Origin of the sequence: Microbacterium sp. (assembly GCF_047607225.1) — a bacterium.
Lineage (GTDB): Bacteria > Actinomycetota > Actinomycetes > Actinomycetales > Microbacteriaceae > Microbacterium.
Genome location: NZ_JASGDO010000048.1, coordinates 1 through 18,335 on the forward strand (window position 1 = coordinate 1; position 18,335 = coordinate 18,335).

Here is an 18,335-nt window from a genome sequence, read left to right on the forward strand (position 1 = left end):
CCGCCGCGCGCAAGCCGCGCCGCAAGGAGAAGAAGAACATCGCGCTGGGCCACGCCCACATCAAGTCGACGTTCAACAACACGATCGTCTCGATCACCGACCCGTCGGGCGCCGTCATCAGCTGGGCATCGTCGGGTGGCGTGGGCTTCAAGGGCTCGCGCAAGTCGACCCCGTACGCCGCAGGCATGGCCGCCGAGTCGGCCGCTCGCCAGGCCGCCGAGCACGGCGTCAAGAAGGTCGACGTCTTCGTCAAGGGACCGGGCTCGGGTCGCGAGACCGCGATCCGTTCGCTGACGGCCGCCGGTCTGGAGGTGGGCTCCATCCAGGACGTCACGCCTCAGGCCCACAACGGCTGCCGCCCGCCCAAGCGCCGCCGCGTCTGATTTTCGACGGTCGGGAGTATCGGTCGCCGAGGCTCCCGACCGTCGCCGGAAAAAACTCAACATCTCAGAACACCCACGTGTCATATAGCGGGCACGTGACTGAAAGGAACACATAGTGCTCATTGCACAGCGTCCCACTCTGACCGAGGAGAAGATCGGCGAGTTCCGCAGCCGCTTCGTCATCGAGCCGCTGGAGCCCGGATTCGGGTACACGATCGGCAACGCGCTGCGTCGCAGCCTGCTGTCGTCGATCCCGGGCGCCGCGGTCACCAGCATCCGCATCGACGGTGTGCTGCACGAGTTCAGCACCATCCCCGGCGTGAAGGAGGATGTCACCGAGATCATCCTCAACATCAAGCAGCTCGTCGTCTCCAGCGAGCGCGACGAGCCGATCACGGCGTACCTGCGCAAGACGGGTGCGGGAGAGGTCACCGCTGCCGACATCTCCGCTCCGGCCGGTGTCGAGGTGCACAACCCCGAGCTGGTCATCGCCACCCTCAACGACAGCGCTCGCTTCGAGCTGGAGCTGACGATCGAGCGCGGCCGCGGGTACGTGTCGGCCACGCAGAACCGCAACGAGTACGCCGAGGCCGGCCAGGTCCCAATCGACTCGATCTACTCGCCCGTGCTCAAGGTCAGCTACCGCGTCGATGCCACGCGTGCCGGCGAGCGCACCGACTTCGACAAGCTGGTGCTGGACGTCGAGACCAAGCCGTCGATCGCCCCGCGCGATGCCGTGGCCTCGGCCGGTCGCACGCTCACCGAGCTGTTCGGGCTTGCCCGCGAGCTCAACGTCGAGGCCGAGGGCATCGAGATCGGCCCCGCGCCGGTCGAGCAGGTGCTCACGAACGAGCTGTCGATGCCGATCGAAGACCTCGATCTGTCGGTGCGGTCGTACAACTGCCTCAAGCGCGAGGGCATCAACACGGTGTCCGAGCTGGTCGCCCTGTCGGAGACGCAGCTCATGAACATCCGGAACTTCGGGCAGAAGTCGGTCGACGAGGTGCGCGACAAGCTCGTCTCGCTCGGCCTGTCGCTGAAGGACTCGGTGCCCGGTTTCGACGGCGCCCACTTCTACGGCGGCTACGACGACGAGACCCTCTGAGCGGACACCGGTACGCCCGGGTCTCTCGCTGACACTTTTCACCAGGAGTAACTGACATGCCCAAGCCCACCAAGGGTCCCCGCCTCGGAGGCGGCCCCGCCCACGAGCGCCTGCTGCTTGCGAACCTCGCCGCTGCGCTGTTCACGCACAAGTCGATCAAGACCACCGAGACCAAGGCGAAGCGGCTCCGCCCGCTGGCCGAGCGCCTCATCACCTTCGCCAAGCGCGGAGACCTGCACGCCCGTCGTCGCGTGCTCTCGGTCATCGGTGACAAGGAGGTCGTGCACGTCCTCTTCGCCGAGATCGCCCCGCTGGTCGCCGAGCGCGAGGGCGGCTACACCCGCATCACCAAGGTCGGCAACCGCAAGGGCGACAACGCCCCCATGGCTGTCATCGAGCTCGTTCTCGAGCCGGTGAACCCGAAGCCGAAGTCCGCGAAGAAGTCGGCGGCCCCGGCTGCTGCGGCTCCGGCCGAGGAGGCTGCCGCCGAGGAGGCTCCCGCCGCGGAGGAGACCGCATCCGAAGCGGGCGCCGAGTCGCCCGAAGAGGGCGCTGCGGCCGAAGCCGCCGCCGCGGACGCCGTCGAGGCCCCCGCGGAGGAGAAGACGGAGTAATCCGCGTTCTCACACGCTCGAAGAAGCCCGCACCCGTCTCGGTGCGGGCTTCTTCGCGTCGGCGGACACCGACGCCGGGGCGTGCCGCGATCGGCGGCTCATCGTAGGCTGACGCGGTGACCGAGAAGACACTTGCAGAGCGGATCGGGCCTGCGCCCGCGCCGACACTGCCCACACATTCCGCCACCGCCGGCTGGCGTACCGCGACGGCTGACGACATCGATGCGATCCACGCCGTGCAGGCTGCCGCCGATGCCGTTGACCACCCGACGTGGATCACGCCGCGCGAGGACGTCGCCGACGCGTTCGATCTGAGCTACATCGATCACGGCCGCGACACGCTGATCGCGTTCGCGCCGGGGGGTGAGGCCGTCGCGTTCTCCTCTGCGATGCTCCACCCGTCCCGCGAGGGAACCCTCACCGTGACGATCGCCGGCGCGGTCCGTCCCGCGTGGCGCCGGCGGGGGATCGGCACCGCCGCCTTGCGCTGGAGCCACGCACGCGCCCGGCAGCAACTGGCCGAGGCCGTGGCGGATGTGCCCCCGGGGGAATGGGCCCTGCAGATCAAGGTGTATGCCGAGGAGTCGGCCCCCGATGTCGTGACGATCGCCGAGCCCCTGGGGATGCGCGTGGAGCGCTGGTTCACGACGATGGTGCGGGACATGTCGACCGAGCCGCCCCACCCGGCGATCCCCGACGGCGTGGAGCTGGTCCCGTACTCCGCCGATCGGGCCCTCGACGTCCTCGCCGCCCGCAACGATGCGTTCCGTGATCACTGGGGGAGTCTTCCCACCACGGAGGAGAGCTGGCGCAAGTTCGTCGGAGGCGAGTTCCTGCGCCCCGATCTGTCGCGCCTGGCGCTCGACGCCGACGGCCGCGTCGTGGCCCTGTGCCTCGCCTCCGTCAATCAGGACGACTGGGAGACGCTCGGCGCGTCGCACGCCTACATCGACCTCATCGGGGTCGTGCGCGACCACCGCCGCCGCGGCCTCGCGCCGGCCGTCATCGCCGCGTCGCTCGAGGCGATCGCGCGGGAGGGGCTGAGCAAGGCGGTCCTCGATGTCGACACCGAGAACCCCTCCGGTGCGCACACCCTGTACGAACGCCTCGGCTTCGTCGCCACTGACCGGTCGCTCGCGCTCGTGCAACGATTCTGATGCCCGCGGCGGTCGCAGCCGCCCACTCACCTGCGAGAGACTGGGGGCATGAACACTCGTGCTCTCGTGATCGGTGAGGCGCTGATCGACATCATCGACGGTGCCGAGGTGCGCGAACTGGTGGGGGGAAGCCCCGCGAACGTGGCGGTCGGCGTGGCCCGTCAAGGCCACGACGTGCGCCTTCTCACTCGTCTCGGCCGCGACGAGCGGGGCGCGCGCATCGCCGAGCAGATCGCCTCATCGGGTGCGGCCCTGACGGCCGACTCGTGGGTCGACGCGCCGACGTCGACGGCGCGGGCCCGACTGCGCTCCGATGGCTCGGCCGAGTACGACTTCGCGATCGACTGGGACATCCCGGCCCCTGTCCTCGACGACGTGGCGCTCGTGCACGCCGGTTCGATCGCGTTGTTCCTGGAGCCGGGAGGGGCCGCGGTGGTCGAGGCGCTGGAGCGAGCGGCCGGCGACCGCCTCGTCACCGTCGACCCCAACATCCGCCCCGCCCTGGTGGGTGACCGCACGTCGGCGCGGCAGAGGTTCGAGCGCGCGGCCGCGGCCGCCGACCTCATCAAGCTCAGTGACGAGGACGCCGCGTGGCTCTACCCGGACCTCACGCTCGAACGGGTGCTGGGCGAGATCGCTGCCCACGGCCCGCGAGTCGTCGTGGTCACCCGCGGTGGCGAGGGGGCCATCGCGCGGGGCGCAGGCGGCATCGTCGAGGTAGAGGCCCTTCCCGTCCAGGTCGTCGACACCATCGGCGCGGGGGACGCGTACATGGCCAGCCTCATCTCCAGCGCCCTCGACGACGAGGGGATCTTCGCCTCGCGAGAGGCGCTGGCGCGGGCCCTCCGGCGGGCGGCCGTCACGGCGGGGATCACGGTCTCGCGGGCGGGTGCGAACCCGCCGACGCGCGGCGAGGTGGACGCCGCCTCCTGAGCGCGGCGGGCATCGCGCGGATACGCCTAGGCTGACGGAGTGCGACTGCGTCTCGATCTCGCCTACGACGGCACCGGCTTCCGCGGGTGGGCGCGGCAACCGGGACTGCGCACGGTTCAGGGCACGCTCGAGGCCGCGATCGCGCGGATCCTCGGCGGAGCTCCGACGCTCGTCGTCGCCGGCCGCACCGACGCCGGGGTGCATGCCTCCGGTCAGGTGGCGCACCTCGACCTCACCGAGTCTCAGCAGGCTCGGCTCGCCCAGGGACGCAACCCCGACCCCGCCGCCCTGGCGGCGCGGCTGACCGGTGTCCTGGGACAGTACCCCGATCTAGCCGTCCACCGATCCGCGCTCGCCGTCCCGGGGTTCGACGCCCGGTTCTCGGCCGTCTGGCGCCGTTACAGCTATCGCATCGCCGATCGGGCCACCGGGTATGACCCGCTCGATCGCCTGCGCACCACGACGGTGAACGCGACGCTCGATGTCGACGCGATGGACGAGGCGGCGCGCTCTCTGATCGGGCTCCACGACTTCGCGGCGTACTGCAAGTGGCGGGACGGCGCCACGACCATCCGCACTCTCCTCGAGTTCGATTGGCACCGCGAGGACGACGGCGTCCTGGTGGCGAACGTCAAGGCCGACGCCTTCTGTCACAGCATGGTGCGTGCGCTCGTCGGCGCCTGTGTGAGCGTCGGCCAGGGGCGGTTGACACCCGGCGATGTCGTGGAGATCCGGGAGGCGGGGGAACGGACGAGCGAGACGAAGGTGCTCGCCGCTCGCGGGCTGACTCTCGCCGAGGTGGGCTATCCCGCCGACGACCTCCTCGCCCTGCGTGCGGAGCAGACCCGCGCGCGGCGCAGCCTCGACGAGGACTGACGGCTCTCATAGGCGACACACGGCGACAGCGCCTAGGCTGGGCTCCGGCATGAAGGTCATCTCGTACAACCTCAACAAGCACAAGGCGGCCCACGAGCTCGAACGCCTCGTGGACACTCACGGCGCCGACCTGCTGTGTCTGCAGGAAGCCGACACGGAGACCCTGCCGGTCGAGATCGCGGGGCTGCGTCTGGCCGAGGCCACGGTCCGCAACCGTCTGGGGCTGGCCGTCTACCATCGGGAGAACACCTTCACCCCGTTGGAGGTGCGCTCGCTCTCGCTCAAGAAGTCGCTGCACGACCGCGTCCTCAAGCCCGCGGAGGAACGCATGCTGGGAGTGCGGCTGCGCGACATCGACAGTGGGGCTCAGTTCATCGTCGCGAGTTTCCACGCCGCGCCGCTCACGGCGCTCAACTCGCTGCGACGCAAGCAGATCCGCGCTGCCCTGGACGAGTTGAGCGGCTTGGGCGACGGCCTGCCGATCCTCATGGTCGGCGACTACAACTACCCCGTGTTCAAGGAGAACCTGAGCCAGACCGTGCGTGACGCCGGCTATGAGCTCACCCTGAGCGATGCCCGGACGTACACGCGTTACAAGTTCTTCCGCGGCCACTATGACTTCGCGACGAGCGTCGGGTTCACGATCGACTCGATCACGACGTTGCCGCAGGGCCGCAGCGACCACCTCCCGATCCTCATCACCGCCCGCGCCGACCCGCGACCCTGAGGGGCTGTCGCCGAACCGCCCGAGTAACCACGGCTCGACGCCTCGTCCTTGCCGGCCCCGCGGCGTAGCCTGGACGCAAGCGGCGCGGCCGACGAGGGCGGCGCCGGAAGGTGAGGCGTCATGTCGAAGACGATCGTGGTCGGAGTCAACGGAGGTTCCGTCGCCCCCCGCGTCGTGGAGTGGGCCATCGCTCGTGCGAGCGTGCGTGGTGAGCGGGTGGAGCTGATCTCGGTGGTCGGCGGGGCCCTCGGGACCGTCGGTGAGGACGCAGTGGTCGAGGAGGCCGTCTCGGCCGCGGAGGATCTCCTGCGGGACCATGCGCGGAGGGTGGCGGCCCGTGGCGTCGACGTCGTGTCGCGCGTCGCGAGCGGCGACCCCGTGTCGGTGCTGACGGAAGCAGCCGCCGGTGCCGAGGTTCTCGTCATCGGCAGCGATTATCGGGGACCGGACGGCGGCCGAGCCCGCGGAGTGCATGGAGTGCGGATCGCGGCGAGTGCCCCCTGCCCGGTCGTCGTGGTGCCCGATCTGGATCTCGGCGCGCGCAGAGGTGTGGTCGTCGGCATCGACGGGTCGAGCGTGTCCGAGCATGCGCTCCGGTTCGCCGCCGAAGAGGCGGATCGATCAGGTGAGCCCCTGATCGCCGTCAGTGTGTGGACGCCCCTGCAGGCTCCGCGCAATGGCCTCGCGGTCTATCCGGAGCTGTACCTCACCAACATGCAGGCCGCAACGGAGGAGGTCCAGGCGCTGGCTCTGGCCGGAATGGCCAGCGACTTCCCCGACCTCGTCGTCGATCGCCGCGTCGAGCGCGGGTACCCCTCGCACGTGATCAACGAGCTGGCCTCCTCGGCGAGGCTCGCCGTGGTGGGAACGCACGGGAGAGGAGCCGTGGCTCGATTCCTGCTGGGGTCGATCAGCCACGAGGTGCTCGCGCGCCTGTCGACGGTCACCGCCGTCGTGCGGTGAGCGTCCAGTCCGTCGTCACCTGACGGTCGATGTCCTCGCCGACGTGCGTGAGGCCGTCTTGTATCCGCTCTTCTTGCCGGTGACCTTGATCGAGATCGTCTTGCCCTTGTCGTTCTTGGTCAGCGTGTAGCTGGTCTTGGTCGCCCCCGGGATGTACGTGCCGTCCCGGTACCAGCGATACGTGAACGTGGTCCCGCTGGTCCAGCTTCCGCGGACGAGCGTCAGCTTCTTTCCCACCTTCGCCGTGCCGCTGATCTTCGGGGTCGTCGCCTTCAGCGCGCTGGGAGCCGCGACCTTGGGGGTGGACTTGGACGTCTTCGACGTGCTGCCGTATCCGGTCTTGGATCCGGTCACCTTGACCTTCAGCGCCTTGCCGGCATCCTTCGCGCGCGGGATGTACGACTTGGCGGTGGCTCCCGAGACGGCCTTGCCTCCGGCGTACCACTGATAGCGCAGCTTGGTGCCCGAGGTCCAGGTGCCGGGTTTCGCCGTCAGCTTCACTCCGGCCTTCGCCGTGCCCGCGATCTGGGGGGTGGCGGCCTTGAGCGTCTTGTAGCCGCCGAAGACCTGCGTGTAGTACGGCCACCCCGACGAGTTGCACGCCACCCCGATGCCGATGTGCGTGAAGCTCTTGCGCTCGATGTTCTCCCGATGGCCCTTGCTGTTCATCCATGCATCGGTGACACGCTCCGGCGAGTAGCCGAAGGCGACGTTCTCTCCCGCGGCGCTCCAGCCATCGGGGATCTGCGACGCATACCGCGGGTTGTGGCTCATCGTCGAGCCGGCGGCCTGCTTCTTGGACCAGTTGATGGCGACCGTGTTGAGTGCGCCGTACTCCTTCAGGGCCGGGACGCCGGCCTTCGATCGCGCAGCGTTGACCTCGGTGAGGATCTCCTTCTGCACTTGGTCGAGCGTCATCGACGTGCAGGAGACGTTGGTGCTGGTGGCAGCGTGGGCCGTGGTGGTGGCGACCGCACTCGCCACCACCAGAGCCGCAACCGCCGTTGCGGCGACGCCGAAGCGTCGCCAAGGGCGACTGATCATCGTGATCCTCCGGGGGAAAAGGATTACTCTCTCGCCACATCTGTACCACACGTCACAGGCGACACGCCACGGGGGTTGCCGCATTGCGGCTGATGTCGGGTGTATAGATCGCCACGATTGGCGTGTCGTGTCCTCATCGCGTACGATAGATCCTTGGTGTCGGCTCTGCCGATCCCTCACCGCGAACGTGAGCCCTCCACTGGTGTGTTTGACCGACGCTCGATCGGACAAACCCCCCGGAGTGGGATTCACGAACCTCTCCGTTCGATCAAGAAAGCAGCACTACTGTGACGCGCACTTACACCCCCAAGGCGGGCGAGACCCAGCGTGAGTGGCTGGTCATCGACGCGACCGACGTCGTCCTCGGACGCCTCGCTTCGCACGCGGCCACCCTCCTCCGTGGCAAGCACAAGCCGACCTTCGCCAACCACATCGACACCGGCGACTTCGTGATCATCGTCAACGCGGCCAAGGTTGCGCTGACGGGGCAGAAGCTGCAGCAGAAGATGGCCTACCGCCACTCGGGCTACCCGGGCGGTCTCACGGCCACCTCGTACGCCGAGCTCTTGGAGAAGAACCCGGTCCGCGCCGTGGAGAAGGCCGTCCGCGGCATGCTCCCCAAGAACAGCCTGGGTCGCCAGCAGCTGTCCAAGCTCAAGGTCTACGCCGGTGCCGAGCACCCGCACGCGGCCCAGCAGCCCACCACATACACCTTCGACCAGGTCGCCCAGTAAGCGCCGCCGAAACAGACTGAGGACAACTCATGGCCCAGAACAGCAATGCGGCACCTGTCGCTGACTCCCTCGAAGAGACCCCCGAGAACTACTCCACCGAGACGCCCGCAACCGAGACGGCTGCCGCTGTGCGCCCCGTCCTCTCGGTTCCGGGTGCCGCCGTCGGTCGCCGCAAGCAGGCCATCGCCCGCGTGCGTCTCGTGCCCGGCTCCGGCTCCATCACGGTGAACGGCCGGACCCTCGAGGACTACTTCCCGAACAAGCTGCACCAGCAGCTCATCAACGACCCGTTCACGGCTCTCGACCTCGTCGGTGCCTACGACGTGATCGCGCGCATCTCGGGCGGCGGTGACTCCGGTCAGGCCGGTGCGCTCCGCTTGGGCATCGCGCGTGCGCTCAACGAGATCGACGCCGAGAACAACCGTCCGACCCTGAAGAAGGCCGGCTTCCTCTCGCGCGACGCTCGGGTGAAGGAGCGCAAGAAGGCTGGTCTCAAGAAGGCCCGTAAGGCACCCCAGTACTCGAAGCGTTAAGTCTTCGTGTCACTGTTCGGGACGGATGGTGTGCGGGGGCTGGCCAACGGCCCCCTCACCGCCGAACTCGCACTCACCCTGGCCCAGGCGACTGCCGTCGTCCTGGGCCAGGGCCGTATCGCCGAAGCGCGCCGGGCGACGGGTCGTCGCCTGACCGCCGTGGTCGCACGGGATCCTCGCGTCTCGGGGCAGTTCCTCAGTGCGGCGGTGGAAGCGGGACTCGCCTCCTCCGGAGTCGACGTCCTCGACGCGGGCACGCTCCCCACTCCGGCGGCGGCCTTCCTCATCAGTGATGTGGACGCCGACTTCGGTGTCATGATCTCCGCCTCGCACAATCCGGCGCCCGACAACGGGATCAAGATCTTCGCTCGCGGCGGCGTGAAGCTGCCCGATGCCGTGGAGCGTCGCATCGAGGACGCGATGGCGGGGGAGAAGCTGCGTCCGACCGGTGGCGACGTCGGGCGGGTCGTGCGGTTCTCCGACGCCGAGGACCGCTACGTGCTCCACCTGCTCGCTTCGCTCCCGCACCGACTCCACGGACTTCACGTGGTGCTGGACTGCGCGCACGGAGCGGCCTCCGGGGTGTCACCCGAGACCTTCCGCAACGCCGGAGCGAAGGTCACCGTGATCGGCAACGATCCCGACGGCCTGAACATCAACGACGGCTACGGATCCACTCATCTCGAGAAGCTGTCGGCAGAGGTCGTCCGCGTCGGCGCGGACGTCGGGATCGCCCACGACGGCGATGCCGATCGGTGCCTGGCCGTCGACGCCGAGGGGCGCATCATCGACGGCGACCAGATCATGGCGATCCTCGCCGTCGCCATGCGCGACCGCGGCCAGTTGCACCGCGACACGCTCGTCGCCACCGTCATGAGCAACCTCGGGCTGCACCGGGCGATGCACGCCCAGGGGATCCATGTGGAGACCACCGCCGTCGGCGACCGCTACGTCTTGGAGCGGATGACGGAGGGGCGCTACTCGCTCGGCGGAGAGCAGAGCGGGCACCTCATCATGAGCGCATTCGCCACGACCGGCGACGGGCTCCTGACAGGGCTTCACCTCTGTGCCGAGATGGCGCGTCAGCGGAAGAGTCTCGCAGAGCTCGCCTCGGTGATGACCGTCTTCCCGCAGGTGCTCGTCAACGTGCGCGGCGTCGAGCGATCGCGTGCGACCGACCCCGACGTGGCCGCTGCCGTCGCCGAGGCGGAGCGGGAGCTGGGCGAGAGTGGTCGAGTGCTTCTTCGCCCGTCGGGGACCGAGCTCATGGTGCGCGTGATGGTCGAGGCCGCCGACGAGACGACAGCGACGCGGATCGCCGAGCGATTGGCGGCCGTCGTCCGCGGCTGAGGTCGTTCGCCGATCGACGGGGCCTCTGTCCCGGCACGCCGGGGCTCTCCGGGCCGTCATCTGGTCGTACCATGGCGTCAAAGGGCCCGCATGGGCTCGCCGAAACGGGTCGAGGTCAGCCGATGACGCAGCGCGTTCCGCGCCGACGGGGACGGGTGGCGCCATTCGACGATTGGTGGTCGGCGGTGTCGGGCGGCCGGTTCTTCACCTGGTGGACACTCGTGGCTTCGGGGCTCGCCGCCGTGTTCCTCCTCAGCCCGATCTCGGGTCCTCTCAGCCCGACCGAGACCGCTGCGGCGATGTTCGCTTCTTTTCTGACGTGGGTCGTCATCGTCCTCGTGGTCTTTCCCGTCGCGGTGGTCGAGCGGCGCCTGCAGCGCCCCACGGTGCGGGGCGCTCTGGTGGTCGTCGTCCTGGTGACGGTGTCCCTTCTCCGCCCGTTCCTCAACGACGCGACCGGGGGCATGCTCTTCGGACTGGTCAGCGAGGCGCATTGGGCTCAGCGGATCGCCACCAACGCGTTGATCTGGTTCACCCTCCTGCCCCTCGTCGCGGCGGCCGCGAGCGTCTACGAGGAGTCGCGGCGTTCCGGCACCCGGCTGAGCGCGGCACTGTCGGTGTTCGAGGACCTCCAGCGCCGGATCGCCCATTACGGTGACGAGAACGGACGTCTGCTCACCGAGGAGATCCGTCGGTTGCGGGTGCAGCGTGACGACCTCTTGGACCGTGCCGTCGACTTCGATGCCGTTCGGGCCTTCGCCGACGACGTGCGCGCGACCAGTCATCGCCTCGACGAGCGTCTGCAGACGCCCATCGACCACCGACCGGGCTACGCGCTGTCCGCCGGTGAACGGCGTCGCCCGCGCACCGGCTCCTTCCTGGCCCAGTTGGGACGGCCTCCGGCCGCCCTCGTTCTCGTGGTGTACTTCCTCGCCAGCGCCCCCTACACCGTCATGGTCGGCGGCTGGCCGCTGCTCTTGGCGGCGGGGAGCCTGCTGGTGGCGTTCGGCGTGATCGCGGATCTCATCGCCCGATGGGCGCAAGCGCGCGCGACGCCTCCCGTGGCGGGGGCGGTGTTCCTGGTCGTCTGGACAGCGGCAGGTGCGGGGATGAGCGCCGGTGGCGCCGCCCTCACGTCGATCGCCGCGATGGTGCTCCTCGTGCCGCTCCTCTCGATTCCCGGCCTGGCACTGGTCTGCGCGATCGGTGTCGGCGCGATGAACCGCGCGGAGGCCGATCGGCAGAGCCTGTCCCAGCTCCTCGCGGCGACCTCATCACTGGTCACTTCACAGACCGCGCGGGCGCGCGATCCGTTGTGGCGGGGCGTGGACCTCCTCCACGACAGGGTGCAGAGCACGTGCGTGATCTTCGCCGCGCGCGCCGACGAGCGGCCGCCGACGCCGGAGGAGCGCGAGAAGTTCCGGCGCGACACCGATCTCGCCTTCGACGAGATCCTCGCGGGCGCGAGTGCCGGTCCTCTGGTCGGCGACGACATCGACGGTCTCCTGGCGACCTGGTCCGAAGTCCTCGATGTGCGTGCCGAGATCGATCCGCTCGCGATTGCCGCGCTGCAGGCGCCGGCGGTCGCCGCTGCGGTCGGCAACATCATCAGCGAGGGCTTCGTGAACGCCGTCAAGCACTCGTCGGCCCGCGCGGCGCGCGTGCGGGTGACCAGCGCGCCCGACGGTTCGGCGGTGTCGGTCGCCGTCGTCTCGCCGGGCACACTCCGCGCTCACGGCGCGCGCGGGCTCGGGCTGTCCGCCTTCGACGATCGCGCCCGGCTGACCCAGGTCGGACGCGATGTCGTGCTGGAGGTGGCGGTGCCCACGGTGACGGCACCGGCGCCCACCCGCGCTCCCTCGCGCCGATGGGACGCCCCTACCGAGCCGGTCCGTGTTCCGCCGCGCCCGGCGCGGTGACGGGAACGGCGAAGGGCTCGGTGCGGCGTCCCAGCGCGTGCGTCACTCCGGTTCGCTCCACGACAGCGACTCGATGTATCGCAGCAGCACACCCTCCCGGAGCGCCCAGGGCGACACCTCCAGCTCGTCGACATCGAGCACCGTCATCGCTGTGTGGAGCACGACGGCGCCGGCGACGATCTGGAACGTGCGATCGGCAGTGATCCCGGGAAGCTCCTGCCTCGCCGAGGCGGGAAGCCGTGCCAGTCGGGGGATCCACGAGCCGAGGGCCGCGCGCGGGAGGAGCATCCGTTCGGTGCCGCTCCAGCCGGGGGCCGGGTAGCCGGCCAGTTTCGCGAGGGATCGGATGGCCTTGGAGGAGCCCACCACGTGGTCGGGGGAAGGCTGGTCGCGCATCGACGCGGCGACCGGCTCGAGCGTCGCCCGAGCGTGGTCTCGGAGTGCCTCCACGGCGTCCTCGCCGGGCGGGTCCTCCGGCATGAACTCGATGGTCATCCGCCCGGCGCCGAGGGGGACCGACGCGGCGATCTCGGGCAGCTCATCCGAGCCCGTGGCCAGTTCCAGGGAGCCGCCGCCGATGTCGAAGAGCAGGATCTGACCCGCCGCCCAGCCGAACCACCGCCGCACCGCGAGGAAGGTGAACCGGGCCTCGGACTCCCCGCCCAGCACCTGCAGCTCCTGTCCGAGGGCGCGTTCGACCCGCGCGATCACGGCGGCGCCGTTGGTGGCCTCCCGGACGGCGCTCGTGGCGGTGGCGAGGAGCTCCCGCACGTTCTCCGCCTGCGCGACGGCGCGGGCGGCACGGACGGCTTCTTCGAGCGCGACGACGCCCTCCTCGCTGATCGACCCGTCGGGAGTCAGATACCGCATGAGTCTGAGGACCGTGCGCGTGCTGCTCGTGGCGAGGGGCCTGCCTCCGGGGCGGACATCGGCCACGAGAAGGTGCACGGTGTTCGAGCCGATGTCGAGGACTCCGAGGCGCATGAGAAGAGCGTAGTGGGGCGCTTCCGCTCACCGCCGCCAGAGGGACACGGCGGGAGGAGCAGGCGGGACTAGAGTGGGCGCGATGACCTCCGACGACACCCGCATGAGCGATGCCCTCTACCGCCGCATCGAACGCGCGGACTGGGCGCGACTGGCGCCGGGACTGGCCAATCCCCTCACCGAGGCCGAGGTCGTGCAGCTGCGCGGCATCGGCGACCGCCTCGACATCACCGAGGTCCGCGAGGTCTATCTGCCCCTCAGCCGCCTGCTGAGCGCGTACGCGGAGAACACGAAGCGCCTCGGCGCGGAGACGGCGGCCTTCCTCCGTGAGCCGGATTCCACCACCCCGTTCGTCGTGGCGGTCGCCGGCTCGGTCGCGGTCGGCAAGTCCACGATCGCCCGTCTCCTGCGCGAACTCATGAGTCGCTGGCCGGGGACCCCTCGGGTGGAGCTCGTCACGACCGACGGCTTCCTCTACCCCAACGCGGAGCTGGAGCGTCGCGGACTGATGTCGCGCAAGGGATTCCCCGAGTCGTACGACCGTCGCGCGATGGTGCAGTTCCTCTCAGAGGTCAAGTCCGGCGCGCCCGAGGTGCGCGCCCCGTTCTACTCGCACATGCGCTACGACATCATCCCCGACGCCTACGTGACGGTGCGCCGCCCCGACGTCGTGATCGTCGAGGGGCTCAACGTGCTGGCGCCGCCGCCGGCTCCCCACGACATCGCGGTGAGCGATCTGTTCGACTTCTCGATCTATGTCGACGCCGATGTGGCACACATCGAGACCTGGTTCGTCGACCGTTTCCTCGCGCTGCGCCAGAGCGCGTTCACCAACCCGAACTCGTTCTTCCGGGTGTTCGCCGACATCTCCGATGAGGACGCGGTGACGCAGGCCCTCGGCTTCTGGCGTGACATCAACCTTCCGAACCTGCGGGAGAACGTCGAGCCGACCAAGCACCGCGCGCAGCTCGTCCTCAACAAGGGCGAGGACCACGTCGTGGAATCGGTGCTCTTGCGCAAGCTCTGAGCGCCGCGGTTCCGGCCAGATTCCCGGCTGGCCGGCGCAGGGGCGACTGGCCGCCCGCGTACGATTGAGCGCATGTGTGGAATCGTCGGATACGTCGGCCCCCGGCCCAGCCAGGACATTCTCTTGGGGGGGCTGGCGCGCCTCGAGTACCGCGGATACGACTCCGCGGGGATCGCCGTGATCGATGGCGACGGCGAGCTGGGGCTGCGCAAGCGTGCGGGAAAGCTGCAGGTACTCCGCGACGATCTGTCCCACCACCCGCTCGCCGACGGCACGACCGGGATCGGTCACACCCGGTGGGCGACCCACGGCGGTCCCACCGACGCCAACGCGCACCCGCATCTCGCCGACGACGACAGACTCGCCGTCATCCACAACGGCATCATCGAGAACTTCGCCGACCTCAAGCGCGAGCTCCTCGAGGAGGGGTACGCCTTCCGTAGCGAGACCGACACCGAGGTGGCGGCTGTGCTCCTCGGGCGCGAGTACCGCCGCTCGAATGACCTCGTCGCCGCTTTCCGCGCCGTGGTATCGCGGTTGGAGGGGGCATTCACCCTCCTCGCCATGCATCGGGACGAGCCGGGGCTCGTCGTCGGAGCTCGTCGCAACTCGCCGCTGGTGATCGGCCTCGGAGAGGGCGAGAACTTCCTCGGCTCGGATGTCGCGGCGTTCGTCGAGTACACGCGCAACGCGCTCGCCATCGGCCAGGACGAGATCGTCGCGATCACGCCGCAGGGGGTGACGGTGACCGACTTCGAGGGGATCCCCGTCGCCGCGGAGCCCTTCGAGGTGGTGTGGGATGCCTCCGCCGCGGAGAAGGGCGGGTGGTCGTCGTTCATGGCCAAGGAAGTGTCCGAGGAACCCGACGCCGTGGCCAACACTCTGCGCGGACGTCTGCGCGACGGCGAAGTGGTGATCCCCGAGCTCGAAGGACTCGACGAGCTCTTCGCCGGGATCTCGCGGGTGATCGTGGTCGCCTGTGGGACCGCCGCCTACGCCGGGCTCGTCGGGAAGTACGCGCTCGAGCAATGGACGCGCGTCCCCGTCGACGTCGAGCTGGCCCATGAGTTCCGCTACCGCGATCCGGTGATCGGACCCGACACCCTCGTCGTCTCGATCTCGCAGTCGGGAGAGACGATGGACACTCTGATGGCCGTGAAGTACGCCCGTGAGAAGGGTGCGCGGACACTTTCGATCTGCAACACCCAGGGCGCCACGATTCCGCGGGAGTCAGACGCGATCGTCTACACGCACGCGGGGCCCGAGGTCGCCGTCGCCTCCACCAAGGCGTTCGTGGCGCAGATCACGGCGCTCTACCTCCTGGGCCTCCACATGGGACGGGTCCGTGGAGCGCTCACTCCCGCCGAGTCCGCGCGGAACGTCGCCGAGCTCGAGGCGGTGCCGGACAAGATCGCGTGGGTTCTCGAGAAGGAACAGTCCCACATCGAGCAGTTCTCCCACTGGATGGCGGACACGCAGTCGGTGCTCTTCCTCGGGCGCCACGTCGGTTACCCCATCGCTCTCGAGGGCGCGCTGAAGCTCAAGGAGATCTCCTACATCCACGCCGAGGGCTTCGCCGCGGGTGAGCTCAAGCACGGTCCGATCGCCCTGATCGAGCCGGGCCAGCCGGTGTTCGTGATCGTCCCGTCTCCGCGGGAGTCAGGCGAGCTCCACAAGAAGGTGGTCTCGAACATCCAAGAGATCCGTGCCCGCGGCGCCCGGGTGATCGCGGTCGCCGAAGAAGGCGACGCCGCCGTTCTGCCCTTCGCCGACGAGGTGCTGCGCATCCCGCTGGCCGGTGCTCTCTTCGAGCCTTTGCTCGCGGTGGTGCCCCTCCACATCTTCGCGATGGGGCTGGCGACGGCGAAGGGGCTGGATGTCGACCAGCCGCGGAACCTCGCGAAGTCGGTCACGGTCGAATAGGCCATCGATGAGGATCGTGATCGGATGATCGTCGGGGTCGGGGTCGACCTCGTCGACATCCCTCGGTTCGAGCGGTCGATCCAGCGCACGCCGCGACTGATGGAACGCCTGTTCGCGGAGAGTGAGCGCCGACTGCGGGCGCCGTCGCTCGCGGCGCGATACGCGGCGAAGGAAGCGCTGATCAAGGCGCTCGGCGGGTCGGACGGCGTGCACTGGACCGACATCGAGGTCGGGTCGGAACCGTCGGGCAGGCCGGTCTTCGCGCTGGGCGGTGAGACCGCCCGCACGGTGCGGGACCGCGGCATCACCGCATTGCATCTGTCCCTCTCCCACGACGCGGGCGTGGCGGTGGCGTACGTCGTGGCGGAGGCGGAATCGCAAGCGGCCGCGACTGCGGCGGATGGTGGAGAGAGCGGAGCGGCACGGTGAACGAGAACCTCACGGGTCTGCGCGAAGCCGTCATCGACGTGGCCGCGATCACCGCCAACGTGCGGCACCTCCGGCGGCTGACCGGCACCGAGATCATCGCGGTCGTGAAGGCCGACGGCTACGGCCACGGTGCGGTCCGCTCGGCGCGAGCGGCCGTGGACGGGGGAGCGAGCCGGGTCGCCGTCTCCGACGTCACCGAGGCCCTCGCGCTACGTCGTGCCGGTATCGTCGCGCCGCTGCTGGCGTGGCTGCACGCGCCGGGGGAGACCTTCGTCGAGGCCGCCGCGGCCGGGATCGAGATCGGGATCTCCTCGTTCGACCAGCTCGTCGCCGCCGCTGCGGCCTCGCGTCCGGACCGGCCGACCGCCGTCCACCTGAAGGTCGAGACAGGTCTCGGACGCAACGGGATCCCCCCGGAGGACCAGCGGATCGTCTTCGCAGAGGCGGCGCGTCTCGAACGTATCGGCAGGCTCCGGGTGGTCGGCATCTTCAGTCACCTGTCGAACACGTCCGACGCCGACGATCTGGCGGCCACGGCGCGGTTCGAACACGCGCTCGCGGCGGCCGCCGTCGCGGGCCTGCAACCCTCCCTCCGGCACCTCGCCGCCTCACATGCGGCGATCGCTCTGCCGGCGACGCGCTTCGACAGCGTACGGATCGGGATCGCGATGTACGGGCTTTCGCCGTTCGAAGACCGCTCGTCGGCCGACCTCGGACTCCGCCCCGCCATGACCCTGCGCGGCTCGGTCGCCGCCGTCCGCCGCGTTCCCGCGGGTCAGGGCGTCTCCTACGGATACCAGTACCGGACGGCGACCGAGACCACTCTCGCGCTCGTTCCGCTCGGCTACGCCGACGGTGTGCCCCGCAACGCCTCCGGGGGCGGGGCAGTGCGGATCGGTGGCGCCCAGTTCCCCGTCGCCGGCCGGATCGCGATGGACCAGTTCGTCGTCGATGTCGGAGACCATCCCGTCGCCGTGGGCGACGACGTCGTGCTCTTCGGCGACCCCACGCTCGGCGAGCCCGCGGTGGAACGGTGGGCGGCCTCTGCCGGGACCATCAACTACGAGATCGTGACCCGCGTGGGTCCCCGGGTGCCTCGCCGCGAGGTGTCGCGGTGAGCGGGATGACCGCGCTCGAAGGCGTCCGTGAGATCGCGTCGCCGGAGGCGATGGAGGAGTTCGGTCGCGCCATCGGCGGCGCGCTCCGCGCCGGGGATCTGCTGGTGCTGACCGGGCCGCTGGGTGCCGGAAAGACGACCCTCACGCGCGGCATCGCGGCGGGGCTCGGCGTGCGGGGACCGGTGCAGAGTCCTACCTTCGTGATCGCGCGCACGCACCCGTCGCTCGTCGACGGGCCCGCGCTCGTGCACGTCGACGCCTACCGGTTGGGATCGCCCGCCGAGTTCGACGATCTCGGCCTCGACCTCGACCGATCGGTGACGATCGTCGAGTGGGGCAGAGGAATGGTCGACGGTCTCCTCGACCGGTGGTGGGAGGTCGAGATCGACCGCGAGTGGTCCGGTGTGGGTCAGGACACCGTGTGCACGGCGGCAGGGTCGAGCGAGGGCGTGCCGGACGATGATGCTCCGCGACGGGTGACCGTGACGCGACGAGACGCCTGACCCCGGATCGTCC

19 protein-coding genes are annotated in these 18,335 nt (G+C 69.6%); 17 read left to right on the top strand and 2 right to left on the bottom strand.

What is annotated here, in order from left to right:
- The 8 genes from rpsK to QM591_RS09840 form a co-directional block, all read left to right on the top strand.
- A partial coding sequence (gene rpsK / locus QM591_RS09805; protein WP_415132046.1) for a 30S ribosomal protein S11 occupies nt 1-383 on the top strand: 383 nt, incomplete at its 5' end.
- Between the two features lie 115 nt (nt 384-498).
- Nucleotides 499-1,488 carry a DNA-directed RNA polymerase subunit alpha gene (locus tag QM591_RS09810; protein ID WP_067164028.1) on the top strand — a complete coding sequence of 330 codons (990 nt, stop codon included), beginning with the start codon at nt 499-501 and terminating at the stop codon, nt 1,486-1,488.
- A 56-nt stretch (nt 1,489-1,544) separates the two neighbouring features.
- On the top strand, nt 1,545-2,102 hold the full coding sequence (gene rplQ / locus QM591_RS09815; protein WP_415132048.1) for a 50S ribosomal protein L17: 558 nt from the start codon (nt 1,545-1,547) through the stop codon (nt 2,100-2,102).
- 116 nt (nt 2,103-2,218) lie between these two features.
- A complete protein-coding gene (locus QM591_RS09820; RefSeq protein WP_415132050.1) occupies nt 2,219-3,259 on the top strand; it encodes a GNAT family N-acetyltransferase in 1,041 nt (346 codons plus the stop codon).
- A 48-nt stretch (nt 3,260-3,307) separates the two neighbouring features.
- Nucleotides 3,308-4,192: a carbohydrate kinase family protein gene (locus QM591_RS09825; RefSeq protein ID WP_415132052.1), complete on the top strand. Its 885-nt coding sequence runs from the start codon at nt 3,308-3,310 to the stop codon at nt 4,190-4,192.
- A gap of 39 nt (nt 4,193-4,231) precedes the next feature.
- Entirely contained in the window at nt 4,232-5,068 is an 837-nt protein-coding gene (gene truA / locus QM591_RS09830; protein WP_415132054.1) for a tRNA pseudouridine(38-40) synthase TruA, read from the top strand.
- 49 nt (nt 5,069-5,117) lie between these two features.
- Nucleotides 5,118-5,795: an endonuclease/exonuclease/phosphatase family protein gene (locus QM591_RS09835; RefSeq protein ID WP_415132056.1), complete on the top strand. Its 678-nt coding sequence runs from the start codon at nt 5,118-5,120 to the stop codon at nt 5,793-5,795.
- Nucleotides 5,796-5,915: 120 nt separating this feature from the next.
- Nucleotides 5,916-6,758: a universal stress protein gene (locus tag QM591_RS09840; protein WP_415132058.1), complete on the top strand. Its 843-nt coding sequence runs from the start codon at nt 5,916-5,918 to the stop codon at nt 6,756-6,758.
- A gap of 15 nt (nt 6,759-6,773) precedes the next feature.
- On the opposite strand, the gene QM591_RS09845 is transcribed toward QM591_RS09840, so the two are convergent.
- Nucleotides 6,774-7,802, bottom strand: a complete 1,029-nt coding sequence (locus tag QM591_RS09845; protein WP_415132060.1) for a CAP domain-containing protein — start codon at nt 7,800-7,802, stop codon at nt 6,774-6,776.
- Between the two features lie 287 nt (nt 7,803-8,089).
- On the opposite strand from QM591_RS09845, the gene rplM reads away from it, so the two are divergent.
- The 4 genes from rplM to QM591_RS09865 all read left to right on the top strand — a co-directional run bounded on the left by rplM (nt 8,090) and on the right by QM591_RS09865 (nt 12,338).
- Complete coding sequence (gene rplM, locus QM591_RS09850; RefSeq protein ID WP_067164013.1) at nt 8,090-8,536, top strand: 50S ribosomal protein L13; 447 nt, start codon at nt 8,090-8,092, stop codon at nt 8,534-8,536.
- Between the two features lie 29 nt (nt 8,537-8,565).
- A complete protein-coding gene (gene rpsI, locus QM591_RS09855; protein ID WP_067164011.1) occupies nt 8,566-9,069 on the top strand; it encodes a 30S ribosomal protein S9 in 504 nt (167 codons plus the stop codon).
- Nucleotides 9,070-9,075: 6 nt separating this feature from the next.
- Entirely contained in the window at nt 9,076-10,419 is a 1,344-nt protein-coding gene (gene glmM, locus QM591_RS09860) for a phosphoglucosamine mutase (protein WP_415132063.1), read from the top strand.
- A 122-nt stretch (nt 10,420-10,541) separates the two neighbouring features.
- The gene (locus QM591_RS09865) at nt 10,542-12,338 is read left to right on the top strand and encodes a hypothetical protein (RefSeq protein ID WP_415132065.1); all 1,797 of its coding nucleotides are present in this window, start codon (nt 10,542-10,544) and stop codon (nt 12,336-12,338) included.
- A gap of 42 nt (nt 12,339-12,380) precedes the next feature.
- On the opposite strand, the gene QM591_RS09870 is transcribed toward QM591_RS09865, so the two are convergent.
- Nucleotides 12,381-13,322, bottom strand: a complete 942-nt coding sequence (locus tag QM591_RS09870) for a Ppx/GppA phosphatase family protein (RefSeq protein WP_415132067.1) — start codon at nt 13,320-13,322, stop codon at nt 12,381-12,383.
- Nucleotides 13,323-13,404: 82 nt separating this feature from the next.
- Here QM591_RS09870 and coaA point away from each other — a divergent pair, with 82 nt between their 5' ends.
- The 5 genes from coaA (at nt 13,405) to tsaE (ending at nt 18,322) form a co-directional block, all read left to right on the top strand.
- On the top strand, nt 13,405-14,349 hold the full coding sequence (gene coaA / locus QM591_RS09875; RefSeq protein ID WP_415132069.1) for a type I pantothenate kinase: 945 nt from the start codon (nt 13,405-13,407) through the stop codon (nt 14,347-14,349).
- Nucleotides 14,350-14,421: 72 nt separating this feature from the next.
- Entirely contained in the window at nt 14,422-16,272 is a 1,851-nt protein-coding gene (gene glmS / locus QM591_RS09880; RefSeq protein ID WP_415132071.1) for a glutamine--fructose-6-phosphate transaminase (isomerizing), read from the top strand.
- A gap of 24 nt (nt 16,273-16,296) precedes the next feature.
- Nucleotides 16,297-16,701: a holo-ACP synthase gene (locus QM591_RS09885; protein ID WP_415132073.1), complete on the top strand. Its 405-nt coding sequence runs from the start codon at nt 16,297-16,299 to the stop codon at nt 16,699-16,701.
- Nucleotides 16,698-17,819 (top strand): alanine racemase, encoded by a 1,122-nt coding sequence (alr, locus tag QM591_RS09890; RefSeq protein ID WP_415132075.1) that lies wholly within the window; start codon nt 16,698-16,700, stop codon nt 17,817-17,819. The genes QM591_RS09885 and alr overlap by 4 nt, the downstream gene beginning before the upstream one ends.
- A 5-nt stretch (nt 17,820-17,824) precedes the next feature.
- Nucleotides 17,825-18,322 carry a tRNA (adenosine(37)-N6)-threonylcarbamoyltransferase complex ATPase subunit type 1 TsaE gene (gene tsaE, locus QM591_RS09895; RefSeq protein ID WP_415132077.1) on the top strand — a complete coding sequence of 166 codons (498 nt, stop codon included), beginning with the start codon at nt 17,825-17,827 and terminating at the stop codon, nt 18,320-18,322.
- Nucleotides 18,323-18,335 lie beyond the last annotated feature (13 nt).